Source organism: Sphingomonas sp. PP-CE-3A-406 (genome assembly GCF_003688625.1).
GTDB lineage: Bacteria > Pseudomonadota > Alphaproteobacteria > Sphingomonadales > Sphingomonadaceae > Sphingomonas.
Map to the genome: position 1 here is coordinate 818623 of NZ_RCWY01000002.1, position 15699 is coordinate 834321.

The following is a 15699-nucleotide window of genomic DNA, read 5'->3' on the forward strand; positions in this document are numbered from 1 at the left end:
ACCCGGCGCGATGCCTGACCTTCCCGCGAACGAGATCGAAGCCGCCGCCGAGTTGGAGACGCTCGCTGCGCAGATCACGTATCATAACGCGCGCTATCATACCGACGATGCGCCCGAGATCAGCGACGCCGACTATGACGCGCTGGTGCGGCGCAATGCGGCGATCGAAGCGGCATTTCCAGCAGCCGTGCGAAACGATTCGCCGAGCCGTACGGTCGGTGCTGCACCAGCGGGGCATCTCGCGAAGGTCGCGCATGCCAAGGCGATGATGAGCCTCGACAACGCGTTCGCGGACGAGGAGGTCGAGGAGTTCGTCGCGCGCGTGCGCCGGTTCCTGAAGCTGGCGGACGACGCGCCGGTGGCGCTTACCGCGGAGCCGAAGATCGACGGGCTATCGTGTTCGCTGCGCTATGAAGGCGGGCGGCTCGTGCAGGCGCTGACGCGCGGCGATGGCCAGGTCGGTGAAGACGTCACCGCTAACGTTCGCACGATCGGCGATATTCCTCAGCAATTGCACGGCGAAGCGCCGGCAGTCTTCGAGGTTCGCGGCGAGGTCTATATGGCGAAGGATGACTTCGCCGCCTTGAACGCGCGCCTGCTCGCCGAAGCCGAGGAAACCGGCAAGGACGCGCGGCAGTTCGCCAACCCGCGCAACGCCGCCGCCGGGTCGCTCCGCCAGAAGGACGCCAACGTCACCGCGAGCCGGACGCTCAGGTTCCTCGCGCATGGCTGGGGCGAGGCCAGCGTCGTACCGGGCGAAACACAGGCCGAGGTCGTCGACACGTTGCGCGGCTGGGGCTTCCCGATCGCCGAAGGGTTCGCGCGGGTCGAAGGAACGGCCGCGGCGCTCGACGTGTATCGAAAGATCGAGGCCGAACGCGCCGACCTGCCGTTCGACATCGACGGCGTCGTCTACAAGGTCGACCGGCTCGACTGGCAGGCGCGACTCGGTCAGGTCGCCAAGGCACCACGCTGGGCGATCGCGCACAAATTCCCCGCCGAACGCGCGCAGACGCTGCTGGAGCGGATCGACATCCAGGTCGGCCGGACCGGCGCGATGACCCCGGTCGCGCGACTGTCACCCGTCACGGTCGGCGGCGTCGTCGTCACCAACGCAACGCTGCACAATGCCGACGAGATCGAGCGACTCGGCGTGCGGCCGGGCGACCGCGTGCTGGTCCAGCGCGCCGGCGACGTGATTCCGCAGATCGTCGAGAACCTCACGCCTGAGGCAGAGCGCGAGGCGTATGTCTTTCCGCATGTCTGCCCCGAATGCGGGTCCGCCGCCGAGCGCGAGGAAGGCGAGGTCGTCTATCGCTGCACCGGCGGGCTGATCTGCCCGGCGCAGCGTGTCGAGCGGCTGATCCACTTCGCCTCGCGCCACGCGTTCGACATCGGCGGACTCGGCCAGACGCTGATCGAGGCGTTCTTCCGCGACGGGCTGATCGAATCGCCCGCCGACATCTTCCGCCTGACCGAGGAACAACTCGCCGCGCGGAAAAAGGACGGACGCGTGTGGGCGGCCAAGGTCATCGCGGCGATCGAGACCAAGCGGACGATCACGCTCGACCGGTTCCTGTTCTCGCTCGGCATCCGCCACGTCGGCGAGATTACCGCGCGTGACCTCGCGCGACGCTATGTGTCCGCGCGCGCGCTCGGCACGGTGCTCCGCCACGCGGTGTTCCTCCGCAGCCAGATCGAGCCCGTGATCGGCGAACCCGAGCGGAGATTCGTCCTCCGCCGCGACAAGTTGCTGGTCGGCGCGATCGAGACCGCGGGCATCGGCCCCGAGGTGGCGAGCGCGCTGATCGGCTTCTGCGCCGAGCCGCACAACCGCCGGGTCGTGTTCGACCTGTTGCGTGAAGTGAAACCCGCGGACGTCGTCCACGAAACCCGCGAGTCGCCGGTCACCGGCCAGATTCTCGTCTTCACCGGCAGCCTCGAAACGCTCAGCCGCGACGAAGCCAAGGCGCAGGCGGAAGCGCTCGGCGCACGCGTCGCGGCGTCGGTATCGAGCAAGACCGGGCTGGTGATCGCCGGACCGGGGGCGGGCTCCAAGCTGAAAAAAGCCACCGAACTGGGCATCCGCGTCATCACCGAAGCCGAATGGGCGGAGATCGTCGCCGCGAGCTGAATTCCGTAACGGCCTGTTTCGAAACGGTTCCAGCGCGACCGAAACGGTTCGACTCCGTGGCTTTTTTGCAACGCGGCATGACCGAGTGCGGATGTGACAATAGACGACTCGCCAATGTCACATATCCGAAATATTCCACGTGCAGGGCCGGATTAACACGACATGAAGTCGCGAAATCCAGAGCCGAAGGCTCAAAAGGGGTATTACTGATGCGGAACAACCTTTTCCTGGGTGTGGCAGCGATTGCGCTGGTCGCACCGATGGCGGCCTCTGCGCAGGAGACGACCTCGTCGATCCGCGGCACCGTGACGTCCGCCGGAACGCCCGTCGTCGGCGCGACCGTCGAGATCACCAACACCCTGGCTGGCAGCCGCGCGACCGCCACCACCGACAACTCGGGCTCGTTCAACGTCAACGGCCTGCGCGCCGGCGGTCCCTACACCGTCGCGGTCAACGCGACCGGCTATTCGGCGACGCAGGTCACCGACATCACCACGACCGTCGCGCAGGCGTTCGACGTGCCGATCGAACTGAATTCGGAAGCCGGTGGCGGCAACGAGATCGTCGTGACCGCCGCCCGCCTGCCGAACGCCCGCTCGATATCGCAGGGTCCGACGACCGTGCTGAACGCGGTGCAGATCGCCAACATCGCCTCGGTCAACCGCGACATCCGCGACCTCGAGCGTCGCGATCCCTTCGCCCGCCTCGACGATAGCCCCTCGGGTGGCCGTTCGGTCTCGTTCGCCGGCCAGAACGCGCGCTTCAACCGCTTCACCGTCGACGGTGTGTCGGTCAGCGACAATTTCGGCCTCAACAGCGATGGCCTTCCCAGCCGCCGTTCGCCGATCCCGCTCGATGCGATCGGCCAGTTCCAGGCGCAGGTCGCGCCGTACGACGTCCGCCAGGGCAATTTCCAGGGCGGCGCGGTCAACATCGTGCTGAAGTCGGGTACCAACGACTTCCACGGCACCGGCTTCTATTCGCAGTCGCGCGACGAGTTCGTCGGCAAGAAGACCAAGGACCTGACGGTCAGCGTCCCCAACTTCAAGGTCGAGAATTTCGGCGCCGAGCTGTCCGGCCCGATCATCAAGGACAAGGTGTTCTTCATGGTCGCCGGCGAGCGCCTGCGTGGCGGTCGTCCGATCGCGGAAGGTCCGATCGACAACAATGTCGGCAACGGCGTTCCCGGCGTTCTGCAGAACTCGGTCGATCAGATCAGCGCGATCGCCAAGTCGGTCTATAATTACGACACCGGCGGCGTGCTGCGTAACCTCGGGGACAAGGACGACCGCGTCGTCGCCAAGATCGATGCGAACATCACCGACACCCAGCGGCTGTCGCTGACCTACACCTACGCCAACGACGCGATCAACCTGCTCAACAACACGTTCCTGACCGCGCCGACCGGCCTTGGCCTCGCATCGAACGCCTATGTCTCGGGCAACCGCCTGCACACCGGCGTGGCGCAGTTGAACTCGACCTGGAGCGACAGCTTCTCGACCGAAGTCCGCGGCTTCTACAAGAACTACACGCGTATCCAGGAACCGGTGCTCGGCCGCGGCTTCGCGCAGTTCCGCGTCTGCACCAACCCGACCAACCCGGTCGGCGGTTCGCTGACGGCGTGCGACAACAACGGCGGCGTCGTATCGTTCGGTCCGGACAGCTCGCGCCAGACCAATGCGCTCAAGACCGAGACCTGGGGTGGCCTGGCGCAGGCACGCCTGACGATGAACGACCACGACGTGCGCGTGTTCACCGAGATTTCGAGCGTCTCGATCTTCAACTCGTTCCTGCAGAACTCGTCGGGCAATTACTACTTCGACTCGATCGCGGACTTCCAGGCGCAGCGTGCGAACTCGCTCGGCTATGGCAACGCGATCCCGTCGCTGGTGCCCGAGGATGCCGCGGCGACCTTCGGCTATCAGAGCTACACGTTCGGCGTGATGGACTCGTGGAAGGTGACGCCGACGCTGAACGTCAGCTACGGCGCACGCTACGACCTGTATGCGATGGATGACAATCCGACGCTCAACACCGCGTTCGCGTCGCGCTATGCGAACGGCGCGATCGTCAACGGCAAGGTCGTCCAGATCGGCACCAACACCGCCAACATCTCCGGGTTCGGGCTGTTCCAGCCGCGCGCCGGGTTCGACTGGAAGCCTGCCAACCGTGTCAGCATTCGCGGCGGCGGCGGCATCTTCGGCGGCGGCACCCCCGACGTCTATGTGTCGAACAGCTTCTCCAACACCGGCGTGCTGAGCAACTCGATCTCGATCAACCGCTCGGCATCGGGCTTCACCGGCGCGACCACCAACGCGGTGACCGGCGCGGCCGCACTCAACGGGGTTACGGGGACCAGCATCCCGACCGCGGTCAACACGCTATTGACCAACGCAACGGTCTCGACCGCCTCGACGACCAACGCGCTCGATCCGAACTTCAAGATCCCGTCGCAGTGGCGCGCCACGCTGACCGGCGAATATACCGCCAACCTCGGGCCGCTCGGCGACAACTGGGTGTTCGGTGCGGACTTGCTGTATTCGAAGGTTCGCGAGCAGGTGTATTTCACTGACATCCGTTCGGTGCCGATCACCGGTTCGCTGACGCCGGACGGCCGCCAGCGCTACCAGAACCTGATCGACGGTCCGAACAGCACCAACACGAACACCGACATCCTCTTGACCAACACCAACAAGGGCCGCGCCTATATCGCGGTCGCTCGGTTCGACAAGACGTTCGACTTCGGCCTGAACATCAACGGCAGCTTCACCTATCAGGACGTCAAGGACGCGGCCCCCGCGACCTCGTCGACTGCCGGGTCGAACTATAGCAACGGTGCGTTCGCCGATCCCAACAACGTTCAGTACGGCATCTCGAACGACCAGGTTAAGTACTTCTTTAAGTACGGCGTGAACTACGACCACGCGTTCTTCGGCGATTACAAGACCACGTTCGGCCTGTTCGGCGAATCGCGGATCGGTCATCCGTTCAGCTACACGTTCCAGGATTTCGGCGCGAACCGGTCGTCGGTCTTCGGTACGACGGGTGTCAGCTCGGGCACCGGTGTCGGCGGCAACCGCTATCTGATGTACGTCCCGACCGTGAACGATGCGCGCGTGTCGTATAGCAGCACCGCGGTCGAGAATGCGGTCAACGCGTTCATCGACTCGTCGGGTCTGGCGAAGTATCGCGGCAAGGTCGCGCCGCGCAACGCCTTCCACTCCAAGTGGTTCACGCGTCTCGACCTTCACCTTGCGCAGGAAATCCCGACGTTCCTGAGCGGGTCGCGCGTGACGCTCTTCGCCGATATCGAGAACTTCACCAACTTCATCAGCAAGAACTGGGGCCAGCAGCGCGAATACGCGTTCCCGTACAACACCGCGGTCGTCCGCGTGCAGTGCATCGCGACGCCGACCCCGACCGGTGCGTCGATCGCCGGCGTGGTTGCCAACACCGCCGGTCAGCCGTGCGCGCAGTATCGTTACTCGCCGGTCGGCGGCGGTACGAGCTTTGCCGCCCAGCAGGACCAGATCTACGTGAACCAGTCGCTCTACTCGATCCGTATCGGCGCTCGCTTCACGTTCTGATCCGCGCCTGACGTGATGGAATGACGAGACCGCCGCTTCCCACCGGGAGCGGCGGTCTTTTTTGTCCGACACGCGATCGCCAACGACAGTCCACCCTCACAAGTCCACGCAGGTTAAGACCGCGCGGAAGATCGGTTGCCGGCCCAAGACTTGGTTTTGCGTGGGCTAGCCTCGGCGTGTAAGAGCCGATGCCATCATGGCTACGCTTCCCGTTCCTGCCCCGCCGACCGCACCCAGCACGCACGGATCGAGCGCGGCCGGATCCGTCCGCGGCACCCGATCGCTGCCCTTCACCGCGCGGCCGTTCTTCGAGAATAAAAGCCGCGCGTTCTGGACGTTGCAGGCGGTGGGGTGGAGCGGATACCTGCTGCTCCGCGGCGTCGTGTCGATCTCGAACGGGGTGACGCTGGACGTCGTGATCCCGGTGATCGTCGAGGCGATCCTCGGCTATTGCATTACGCTGCTGCTCTCGACCTTCTACGGGATGTATCGCGGGTTGCCGCGCCTTGTGGCGATATTCCTGACGATCGCGACGCTCGCTGCCGCGACGTTCCTGTACGCGGTGCTCGACGCGTTCACCTTCTCGTTCATCGCGAGCGCGACGCCGGGGGTGACGCTGGGCCGGCTGCTGGTATCGATCTACATCACCTTCACGGTGCTGTTCGGCTGGTCGGCGCTGTATTTCGGGATCAACTTCTACCTGATCGTCGAGCAGCAGATCGACCAGATGGAGCATCTCGAGAACCAGGCGTCGTCGGCGCAGCTCGCGATGCTGCGCTATCAACTCAACCCGCATTTCCTGTTCAACACGCTGAACTCGATCTCGACCCTTGTGCTGCTCAAGCAGACCGAGCGGGCGAATGCGATGCTCAGCCGGCTGTCGTCGTTCCTGCGCTATACGCTGGCGAACGAGCCGACCGCGCATGTCACCGTTGCGCAGGAGGTGGACCAGCTGAAGCTGTATCTGGAGATCGAGAAGATGCGCTTCGAAGACCGGATGCGGCCCAAGTTCGACATCGATCCGCGTGCTGAACGCGCGAGATTGCCATCGTTGCTGCTCCAACCGCTGGTCGAAAACGCGATCAAATATGCCGTCACCCCGCAGGAGGAAGGCGCCGATATCCACGTCGAAGTGCGGCTCGCCGGGGAACGCGTGCAGATCGCCGTATCCGATACCGGTCCGGGCTTGATCGAGGGCCGGATCGGTTCAAGCCATTCGACCGGCGTGGGGCTCGCTAATATTAGAGACAGGTTGGCTCAGGCATATGGGCCCGACCACCGTTTCGAAACCCGCTCCACGCCGGCTGGCGGCTTCTCGGTGGAAATCGAGATACCGTATCAGCTGGAAGACGTGAACAGAGAGGCCTCATGACCATCCGTACCATTCTCGTCGACGACGAGCCGCTGGCGATCCAGGGGCTGGAACTCCGACTCCAGGCCCATGAAGACGTCGAGATCATCGAAAAATGCTCGAACGGCCGCGAGGCAATCCGCGCGATCAAGACGCACAAGCCCGACCTGGTCTTCCTCGATATCCAGATGCCGGGGTTCGACGGGTTCTCCGTCGTGCAGGGCTTGATGGAGGTCGAGCCGCCGCTGTTCGTGTTCGTCACCGCCTATTCGGACCATGCGTTGCGCGCGTTCGAGGCTCAAGCGGTCGATTATCTGATGAAGCCGGTCGAGGAATCGCGGCTGGCCGATACGATCGAGCGGGTTCGGCAGCGTCTGTCCGAGAAGCGCGGGGTCGAGGAAGTCGATCGGTTGCGCGAAGTGCTGGCCGATGTCGCGCCGGATGCGGCGGCGGACATGCCGGATGGGGACGCGGTGTCGGCGAACCGGTTCGAGAAGCTCATCAACATCAAGGATCGCGGGCAGATTTTCCGCGTCGATGTCGATACGATCGAGCGGATCGATGCCGCGGGCGATTACATGTGCATCTATACCGGCGATAATACGCTGATTTTGCGCGAGACGATGAAGGATCTGGAGAAGCGGCTCGATCCGCGGCGGTTCCAGCGGGTGCATCGGTCGACGATCGTGAATTTGGATCTGGTGAAGCAGGTTAAGCCGCATACTAACGGCGAGTGTTTCCTGGTGCTGAATTCGGGGGCGAGCGTGAAGGTGTCGCGGTCGTATCGCGATGTGGTGGCGCGGTTCGTTCACTGAGGCGAGGCTGGGGGCGTGACCTTGCCATCCACGTCCAGTCATCCTGCCCCTCCCCGTCATCCTGACGAAAGTCAGGATGACAGACGGCGGGGGTGTGGTCGGGGCGCGCTTTCGGGAGCGCGCCGTTCCACGTCCGTCCTTGCCGATCGAGGTCCCGACTTTCGTCGGGATGACGGGGGTGCGCTCCGTTAGCGAGCGCTTTCCTCGTTCCCGCACCCCATTAACCAGTCCCTAAACCCCGCGGCCTAGAGCGGGGGGATGAAGACGTCGGGTTACGGCCTTTACCCCCATGTGCTGATCAGCCTGCCTGCTCTGGTGATGGCGACGTCGTGCGTGCCGGCGGATCGGCCGGCGGCGATCGCTCGGGTCCAGCCGGAGCGGAACTCGCGCGCGCTGTTGGAGCGGATGGCGTTGCATGTGCCCGACGACATCTCCGCTAAAATTGCGACGGCCACGTCTGATGTGCCGTTTGCGGCTGCAGCACCTTTCGTCGCGCCGCCGTTTCTGACTTCGAACTCCGTTGATGATGCTAGCCGTGCAGCCGACTGCCTGACTGCGGCGGTGTATTACGAGGCGCGGTCGCAGTCGGAGGATGGGCAGCGGGCGGTGGCGCAGGTGGTGTTGAACCGGGTGCGCGACCGGGCCTTTCCGAACAGCGTTTGCGGGGTCGTGTATCAGGGGGCCGAGCGGCGGACCGGGTGCCAGTTCAGCTTTACCTGCGATGGCTCGATGAACCGTGCGCGCGAGCCGGGGGCTTGGGATCGCGCGCGGGCGGTGGCGAGCGCGGCGCTTGGGGGGAGCGTGTATGCGCCGGTCGGGGCGGCGACGTCGTTTCATACGACGAGCATTTTGCCGTGGTGGGCGTCTAGTCTTGCGCGGATCACGACGGTTGGGGCTCATGTGTTCTATCGTTGGCAGGGGGCGTTGGAGCGGGCTCTGACGTTTCGGCAGGCTTATGCTGGGGTCGAGCCTGGAGTTCGGGGTGTTGGTTTGGCGAGCGGTGGTGGCGTGGCGGCGGTTGCGGCGCAGGTTGCTGGGGTTTCGGTGCATTATGGTAACCGGGACGACGTTGCGGACTCGGGATTGGCGCCGGCTGATACGTTGCATGGGGTGACGGTGCACCGGGGGGTGTCGCGTTCCGGTTCGACGATTGCGGGTGCGGCGTTGGTGCAGACGCCGCTGGTTTCTGGTGTGCGGATCCATGTTGGTGGGCGAGCGGCTCCGATGATCGGCAGCGGCACCGGGGACGATGCGGTCGTCTCGGACGAAACCTGACCACTCTAAGGCCACCACCCCGGCGAAGGCCGGGGCCCAGTTGGAAAGGTCGTTGTAACGAAGCGCAGTCCGCAGTTGGCCACGTCCCCCAACTGGGCCCCGGCCTTCGCCGGGGTGGTGGCCTTGCGGAGTGGTCATGGGCCTCAATATGCCCCTTCTTGTTCCCCCGCGGAGGCGGGGCCGAGGGTATCGGGCGGTGGCGTTTGTGATCCTTGGCCCCCGCCTTCGCGGGGGAACTATTTCTTCTTTGATCGATCGCTCACCGATCGATCGCCGCCCCTTCCCCTCCCCTCGCAAAACCATGCTGCATCTGCTAACGGCACGCGCATGCTGAACCTGAACAATATCACGGTGCGCCTGGGCGGACGCGTTATCCTCGATGGCGCCACCGCTGCGTTGCCGCCGGGCTCGCGCGTCGGGCTGATCGGGCGCAACGGCGCGGGCAAGTCGACGATGGTGCGCGTGATCGCAGGGCAGTTGGAGCCGGACGACGGTTCCGCCGACATGCCGAAGGGCGCCCGCATCGGCTACCTCGCGCAGGAAGCGCCGCACGGCGTGAAGACGCCGTTCGAAACCGTGCTCGAAGCCGATCTGGAGCGCGCCGCGCTGATGATCGAGAGCGAGACGAGCGAGGATCCCGACCGGCTCGGCGACGTGTACGAGCGGCTGATCGCGATCGACGCCTACACCGCACCCGCCCGCGCCGCGCAGATCCTGCTCGGGCTCGGGTTCGACGAAGACATGCAGGCGCGCACGCTCGACAGCTTCTCGGGTGGCTGGAAGATGCGCGTCGCGCTCGCCGCGCTGCTGTTCTCGCAGCCGGACCTGCTGCTGCTCGACGAGCCTTCGAACCATCTCGATCTCGAGGCGGTGATGTGGCTCGAGGACTTCCTCAAAGGCTACAAGGCGACGATCGTGGTGGTCAGCCACGAGCGCGATTTCCTCAACAACGTGGTCGATCACATTCTGCATCTGCAGGGCGGCAAGATCACGCTGTATCCCGGCGGCTACGACGCGTTCGAGCGCCAGCGTGCCGAGCGCCTCGCGCAGATCGAGGCGGCGCGTGCCAACCAGGCGGTGCAGCGCGAGAAGCTGCAGGAATATATCGCCAAGAATTCCGCCCGCGCCTCGACCGCGAAGCAGGCGCAGTCGCGGCAGAAGATGCTGTCGAAGATGCAGCCGATCGCCGAGAGCTACAACGATCCGACGCTGTCGTTCGGCTTCCCCAACCCGACCGAGCTGCGGCCGCCTTTGATCACGCTCGACATGGCGACGGTGGGCTATGCCGACGTGCCGATCCTGAAGCGGCTCAACATGCGGCTCGATCCCGACGACCGGGTCGCGCTGCTCGGGCGCAACGGCAACGGCAAGACCACGCTCGCGCGGCTGCTGGCGGCGCAGTTGACGCCGATGGACGGGGAGATGTCGTCGTCGGGCAAGATGAAGGTGGGGTATTTCACGCAGTATCAGGTCGAGGAACTCGATCCGACCGATTCGCCGATCGAGCATATGTCGCACCTGATGAAGGGCGCGACGCCGGCCGCGGTGCGCGCGCAATTGGGGCGATTCGGATTCTCGGGCGACAAGGCAACGACGCGGGTCGGCAAGCTGTCGGGTGGCGAGCGCGCGCGTCTGGCGCTCGCGCTAATCACGCGCGATGCGCCGCATCTGCTGATCCTCGATGAGCCTACCAACCATCTCGACGTCGATGCGCGTGAGGCGCTCGTGCAGGCGCTCAACGCCTATACCGGCGCTGTCGTACTGGTCAGCCATGACCGACACATGCTGGAGCTGACCGCGGATCGGCTTGTGCTGGTCGACGATGGCACCGCGAAGGAATTCGACGGCAGCCTCGACGATTACATCGCGTTCGTCCTGAAGGGCGATGGCGGCAAGGGCGATGCTGCGTCGAAGGCGGACAAGAAGGCCGGCAAGAAGGCTGCGGCCGAGGCGAAGAGCAACGATGCCGCTCTGCGGAAGGCCTTGCGCGAAATCGAGGAGCAGACCGCGAAGTTCACCAAGGAGCGTAATGCTCTGGATCGCGCGATGGTCGATCCGGCTAGTGCGGAGCCAAGGTTCTCGCGGATGTCGATGGGGGATCTGAGCAAGCGTCGCGCCGAGGTGCATGCGAAGCTCGAGGCTAGCGAGGCGAAGTGGCTCGAGGCTAGCGAGGCGCTGGAGGGCGTGGAGGCTTAAGGCCCCCGCCCCGCGTAACCTCATTCGCCCCTCGCCGTCATCCCAGCGAAAGCTGGGATCTCCCCGTTCGGGCCGCGGCGTCCGCCAAGCGGGATACCCCAGCTTTCGCTGGGGTGACGGACTTTGGGTTGCTGCTGTATTGCGGCGACAGTCCGCGCTTCTATGTTCTCCCGCGAAGGCGGGAGCCCAGTCTGGGTCCCCGCCTTCGCGGGGAAACATGCTTGCCTTGGTTCGGAGGCAGGCTTCGACCTCGTCGAGATCAGCCCTCGTCGGTGTCCGCGCCTGCTGCCGCACGTTCAAACCAAGCCTCGACCGGGCCGACCAGCTTCAGCGTCAGCGGGTTGCCGTTGCGGTCGACCTTCTTGCCGAGCGCGACTCGGATCCAGCCTTCCGAGATGCAATATTCCTCGACGTCGTGGCGCACCTTGTCCTTGAAGCGGATGCCGATGCCGCGCTCGAGCAGGTCCTGCTGGAAGAACGGGCTGCGCTGGTTGATCGACAGGCGATCGGGGGGCGTGTCGCCGGTTGCGGCCGGGGTGGCGGCGGCTTCGGTCTCGGGGGTGTGGGGCGTGTCGGTCATGGTCGCGCGTCTAGCGGCAAGCACCGGGCGCGCGCCACAAAAAAGGCACCTGACGAAAAAGCGGCGCCGGGATTGCTCCCGACGCCGCCTGTCGATCTCGTGGTCGGATCAGTTGCAGACCCGCACCGAAACCCGGTCGCCATAATAGGGGTCGACCCGCCATTCGTTCCAGCACCGCGGCGCATAATAGGTCGCCACCGGCGCCTCGTAATAGACCCGCGGGGGCGGCGGGGGCGCGTCGTAATAGCCGCGATCGTAATAGCGCGGCCGGTTGCTGCTGGCGATCGCTGCACCGACGCCGAGGCCGAGGATACCGCCCAGCACCGCTGCGCCCGCGACATTGCCGCCGCCACGATGATGATAGCCACCCCAGCCGCCGCCGTAGCCACGGCCATACCCACCCCAGCGCTGCGCATCGGCCGGCGCGGCGGCAGTGAGTGCCGTAGCCGCCAAAGCGACGCCCAAACCTGCCTTCTTGAAAAACCCGTTCATCTTCCGAACTCCGTTACTAGTTACGCCCGGTCCGCTTGGGACAAACGCATAAGTGTCCGACCGTGTTTCAGGATTTAGGCGATTCGGTCTGAACTGGTTCGGAACGGCTTGTTAACCCACGGTATAGCTGGAGCAGTCCCGGGCGGGGACATTGCCGGCGCGGCGGGCCGGGCAATGTTCATGAATATCGGATAGGGTGCGGTGATGCGCAGGATGATGACGACGCGAGCGATCGCCTTTGCCGTGCTCGGCGGGAGTGCGGTGCTGATCGGGGGGCTGGCCCTGTCCGGGTCGCCGGTGAAGGTGCGGGCGGTCGAGGCGCCTGCGCGGGTGGCTCAGGTCGCTGTACCGGTTGCGAAGCCGGCGCCGAAGCCGGCTGCGGTCGCTGCTGAGGAACCGGCCGATGCGTATGTCGTGAAGCGGGTGCTGAACGTTCCCGAGCCTTTGCGGCATGGCGCGTATTACTGGGATACGGAGGGCGTGCCGGAGGGGCCGATCGTGATCACGATCGATCTGGTGGCGCAGACCTTGTCGATCTTTCGCAGTGGGTACGAGATCGGGACGGCGGCCGTGATCTATGGCGCGGACGAGAAGCCGACCCCGCTCGGCGTGTTCAAGATCACGCAGAAGGACGCGCATCATGTGTCGAACCTTTACGGGGCGCCGATGCCGTACATGATGCGGCTGACCAATGATGGGGTTTCGATTCATGGCAGTGCGCTGATGGATGGGAAGTACGCGACGCATGGGTGTGTTGGTGTGCCTACGGCGTTTGCGAAGCTGATCTTCGAGCAGGTTAAGCTGGGGGATCGGGTGATCGTTACGAGTGGGGAGATGTTGGCGCGGGGTGGGCGGATTACTGCTGCTTGAGGGTGGGCGGTTTTGGGTGGTGGTGCAGGGTGATGCCGCGGATCGTCTCCTCCGTCATCCTGACGAAAGTCAGGATCCAGAGCCACGAAGGTCGCCAGCCGTTACTCTGGATCCTGACTTTCGTCAGGATGACGGTAGCGAGCATGATGGCAATCGCGTCAACTGCTGCTTCGTGCCGCCCTTCGCCCCCCCACCATCAACGTCCGTCATCCCCGCGCAGGCGGGGATCCATATCCTCTGACGCCTGCAAGGTACCCACTAGGCTAGCCAATATGGGTTCCCGCCTCCGCGGGAATGACGGCGTGTAGCTGGGTGATCGACACGAATGCACAAAGAAAAAGGGCCGGAGGTTTCCCCCCGGCCCGTCTTCATTTCTTGCCCAGCGCGACACGGCAAAGCCGCGTCGTCGGACCTCGCTTTAGCGAGGCCGGCCGAGCTTGTAAGCTTGGCCGGCTTCGCCGTGCCAGGCTTACGCGCTCTGCTTAGCCCGGCTAGCGCGCTTGCGCTCGTTTGCATCGAGGAAGCGCTTGCGCAGGCGGATGGACTTCGGCGTGACTTCGACCATCTCGTCGTCGTCGATGTACGCGATCGCCTGCTCCAGCGTCGCGCGCTTTGGCGGGGACAGGCGGACCTGGTCGTCCTTGCCGCCCGAGGCACGGAAGTTGGTCAGCGCCTTGGTCTTCATCGGGTTGACCTCGAGGTCGTCCGGCTTGGCGTTCTCGCCGACGATCATGCCCTCATAGAGTGCCTCGCCGTGGCCCACGAACAGGATGCCGCGCTCTTCGAGCGGACCCAGTGCGTAGTTGTTCGCCTCGCCCGAACCGTTCGAGATCAGCACGCCGTTCTTGCGGCCTTCGATCGCGCCCTTGTGCGGACCGTACTTCTCGAACAGCCGGTTCATGATCCCCGTGCCGCGCGTGTCGGACAGGAATTCGCCATGATAGCCGATCATCCCACGGCTCGGTGCCGAGAAGGTGATGCGGGTCTTGCCGCCGGTCGACGGACGCATGTCGGTCAACTCGGCCTTACGCGTGTTCATCTTCTCGACGACGGTACCCGAATGCTCCTCGTCGACGTCGATGATGACGGTCTCGTACGGCTCGGTCTTCTTGCCGTTCTCGTCCTCGCCGAACAACACGCGCGGACGCGAGATGCCCAGTTCGAAGCCTTCGCGGCGCATCGTCTCGATCAGCACGCCGAGCTGAAGCTCGCCGCGACCGGCGACTTCGAAGCTGTCCTTGTCGGCCGCCTCGGTCACCTTCACGGCGACGTTCGACTCGGCTTCGCGGAACAGGCGCTCGCGGATCATGCGGCTCGTCACCTTGCTGCCCTCGCGGCCCGCCATCGGCGAATCGTTCACGGCAAAACGCATCGACAGCGTGGGGGGATCGATCGGCTGCGCGTGCAGCGGCTCGGTCACCGTGATGTCGGCGATGGTGTCGGCAACCGTAGCGACCGAGAGACCTGCCAGCGAGATGATGTCGCCGGCCTTGGCTTCGTCGACGGGAACCCGCTCGAGACCACGGAACGACATGATCTTGGACGCACGGCCGGTCTCGATGATCTTGCCGTCGTTATCGAGTGCGTGGATCGCCTGGTTGGTCTTCACGGTACCCGAATTGACGCGACCCGTGAGGACGCGACCGAGGAACGGATCGCGGTCGAGCAGCGTGACGAGGAACGTGAACGGCACGCCGGCGACTTCCACGGCGGGCGGGGGCACGTGCTTCACGATCGTCTCGAACATCGGGATCAGCGTGCCTTCGCGCGCGTCCATGTCGGTCGAGGCATAGCCGTTGCGACCCGATGCGTAGAGCACGGGGAAGTCAAGCTGGTCGTCGTTCGCGTCGAGCGACACGAACAGGTCGAACACTTCGTCGAGCACTTCCTGGATGCGCGCGTCGTTGCGATCGACCTTGTTGACGACGACGATCGGCTTCAGCCCGAGTGCCAGCGCCTTGCCGGTGACGAACTTGGTCTGCGGCATCGCGCCTTCCGACGAATCGACCAGCAGGACGACGCCGTCGACCATCGACAGGATGCGCTCGACTTCGCCGCCGAAATCGGCGTGGCCGGGCGTGTCGACGATGTTGATGCGGATGCTCTCGGACTCGCCGGGAGGAGTCCAGTCGACCGAGGTCGGCTTGGCGAGAATGGTGATGCCACGCTCTTTTTCGAGGTCGTTCGAATCCATTGCGCGCTCTTCGACGCGCTGGTTGTCGCGGAAGGTGCCGGACTGGCGGAAGAGCTGGTCGACCAGCGTCGTCTTGCCGTGATCGACGTGCGCAATGATCGCCACGTTGCGGAGGCTCATGAATGTATTCTCTTGATCGAGGAACGGGGTTGGCGCGCGCCATAGCGTAATTGTTGCGCCGCGGGAAGACGCAGCGGCATTTCGT

10 protein-coding genes are annotated in these 15699 nt (G+C 64.7%); 7 read left to right on the forward strand and 3 right to left on the reverse strand.

Going from position 1 to position 15699, the window contains the following annotated elements:
• The first annotated feature begins 10 nt into the window (after positions 1–10).
• From ligA to C8J44_RS10270, 6 genes are all read left to right on the forward strand, one after another.
• Positions 11–2134, forward strand: a complete 2124-nt coding sequence (gene ligA, locus C8J44_RS10245; RefSeq protein WP_121904391.1) for an NAD-dependent DNA ligase LigA — start codon at positions 11–13, stop codon at positions 2132–2134.
• Between the two features lie 209 nt (positions 2135–2343).
• Positions 2344–5721, forward strand: coding sequence for a TonB-dependent receptor (locus C8J44_RS10250; protein WP_121904392.1), 3378 nt, complete (start codon positions 2344–2346; stop codon positions 5719–5721).
• Between the two features lie 196 nt (positions 5722–5917).
• On the forward strand, positions 5918–7093 hold the full coding sequence (locus C8J44_RS10255; RefSeq protein ID WP_121904393.1) for a sensor histidine kinase: 1176 nt from the start codon (positions 5918–5920) through the stop codon (positions 7091–7093).
• The gene (locus tag C8J44_RS10260) at positions 7090–7887 is read left to right on the forward strand and encodes a LytTR family DNA-binding domain-containing protein (protein ID WP_031393111.1); all 798 of its coding nucleotides are present in this window, start codon (positions 7090–7092) and stop codon (positions 7885–7887) included. The genes C8J44_RS10255 and C8J44_RS10260 overlap by 4 nt, the downstream gene beginning before the upstream one ends.
• Positions 7888–8145: 258 nt before the next feature.
• Positions 8146–9162 carry a cell wall hydrolase gene (locus C8J44_RS10265; protein WP_121904394.1) on the forward strand — a complete coding sequence of 339 codons (1017 nt, stop codon included), beginning with the start codon at positions 8146–8148 and terminating at the stop codon, positions 9160–9162.
• A gap of 327 nt (positions 9163–9489) precedes the next feature.
• Positions 9490–11358 (forward strand): ABC-F family ATP-binding cassette domain-containing protein, encoded by a 1869-nt coding sequence (locus tag C8J44_RS10270; RefSeq protein ID WP_056489932.1) that lies wholly within the window; start codon positions 9490–9492, stop codon positions 11356–11358.
• 259 nt (positions 11359–11617) lie between these two features.
• Here C8J44_RS10270 and C8J44_RS10275 read toward each other — a convergent pair whose 3' ends face one another.
• Both C8J44_RS10275 and C8J44_RS10280 read right to left on the reverse strand, forming a co-directional pair.
• Entirely contained in the window at positions 11618–11938 is a 321-nt protein-coding gene (locus C8J44_RS10275) for a DUF3297 family protein (RefSeq protein ID WP_121904395.1), read from the reverse strand.
• Between the two features lie 108 nt (positions 11939–12046).
• The gene (locus tag C8J44_RS10280) at positions 12047–12430 is read right to left on the reverse strand and encodes a hypothetical protein (RefSeq protein WP_056051987.1); all 384 of its coding nucleotides are present in this window, start codon (positions 12428–12430) and stop codon (positions 12047–12049) included.
• 204 nt (positions 12431–12634) lie between these two features.
• Here C8J44_RS10280 and C8J44_RS10285 point away from each other — a divergent pair, with 204 nt between their 5' ends.
• Positions 12635–13300 carry a L,D-transpeptidase family protein gene (locus C8J44_RS10285; protein WP_121904396.1) on the forward strand — a complete coding sequence of 222 codons (666 nt, stop codon included), beginning with the start codon at positions 12635–12637 and terminating at the stop codon, positions 13298–13300.
• A 469-nt stretch (positions 13301–13769) separates the two neighbouring features.
• Here the strand turns inward: C8J44_RS10285 and typA are convergent, their stop codons facing one another.
• Positions 13770–15614 (reverse strand): translational GTPase TypA, encoded by a 1845-nt coding sequence (typA, locus tag C8J44_RS10290; protein WP_056051990.1) that lies wholly within the window; start codon positions 15612–15614, stop codon positions 13770–13772.
• Between the last annotated feature and the right edge of the window lie 85 nt (positions 15615–15699).

Bases quoted from the DNA above. Each gene is read 5' to 3' on its own strand.
- C8J44_RS10265 (WP_121904394.1), top strand. From the start codon at position 8,146: ATGAAGACGTCGGGTTACGGCCTTTACCCCCATGTGCTGATCAGCCTG.
- C8J44_RS10260 (WP_031393111.1), top strand. From the start codon at position 7,090: ATGACCATCCGTACCATTCTCGTCGACGACGAGCCGCTGGCGATCCAG.
- typA (WP_056051990.1), bottom strand. From the start codon at position 15,614: ATGAGCCTCCGCAACGTGGCGATCATTGCGCACGTCGATCACGGCAAG.
- ligA (WP_121904391.1), top strand. From the start codon at position 11: ATGCCTGACCTTCCCGCGAACGAGATCGAAGCCGCCGCCGAGTTGGAG.
- C8J44_RS10255 (WP_121904393.1), top strand. From the start codon at position 5,918: ATGGCTACGCTTCCCGTTCCTGCCCCGCCGACCGCACCCAGCACGCAC.
- C8J44_RS10275 (WP_121904395.1), bottom strand. From the start codon at position 11,938: ATGACCGACACGCCCCACACCCCCGAGACCGAAGCCGCCGCCACCCCG.
- C8J44_RS10250 (WP_121904392.1), top strand. From the start codon at position 2,344: ATGCGGAACAACCTTTTCCTGGGTGTGGCAGCGATTGCGCTGGTCGCA.
- C8J44_RS10280 (WP_056051987.1), bottom strand. From the start codon at position 12,430: ATGAACGGGTTTTTCAAGAAGGCAGGTTTGGGCGTCGCTTTGGCGGCT.
- C8J44_RS10270 (WP_056489932.1), top strand. From the start codon at position 9,490: ATGCTGAACCTGAACAATATCACGGTGCGCCTGGGCGGACGCGTTATC.
- C8J44_RS10285 (WP_121904396.1), top strand. From the start codon at position 12,635: ATGCGCAGGATGATGACGACGCGAGCGATCGCCTTTGCCGTGCTCGGC.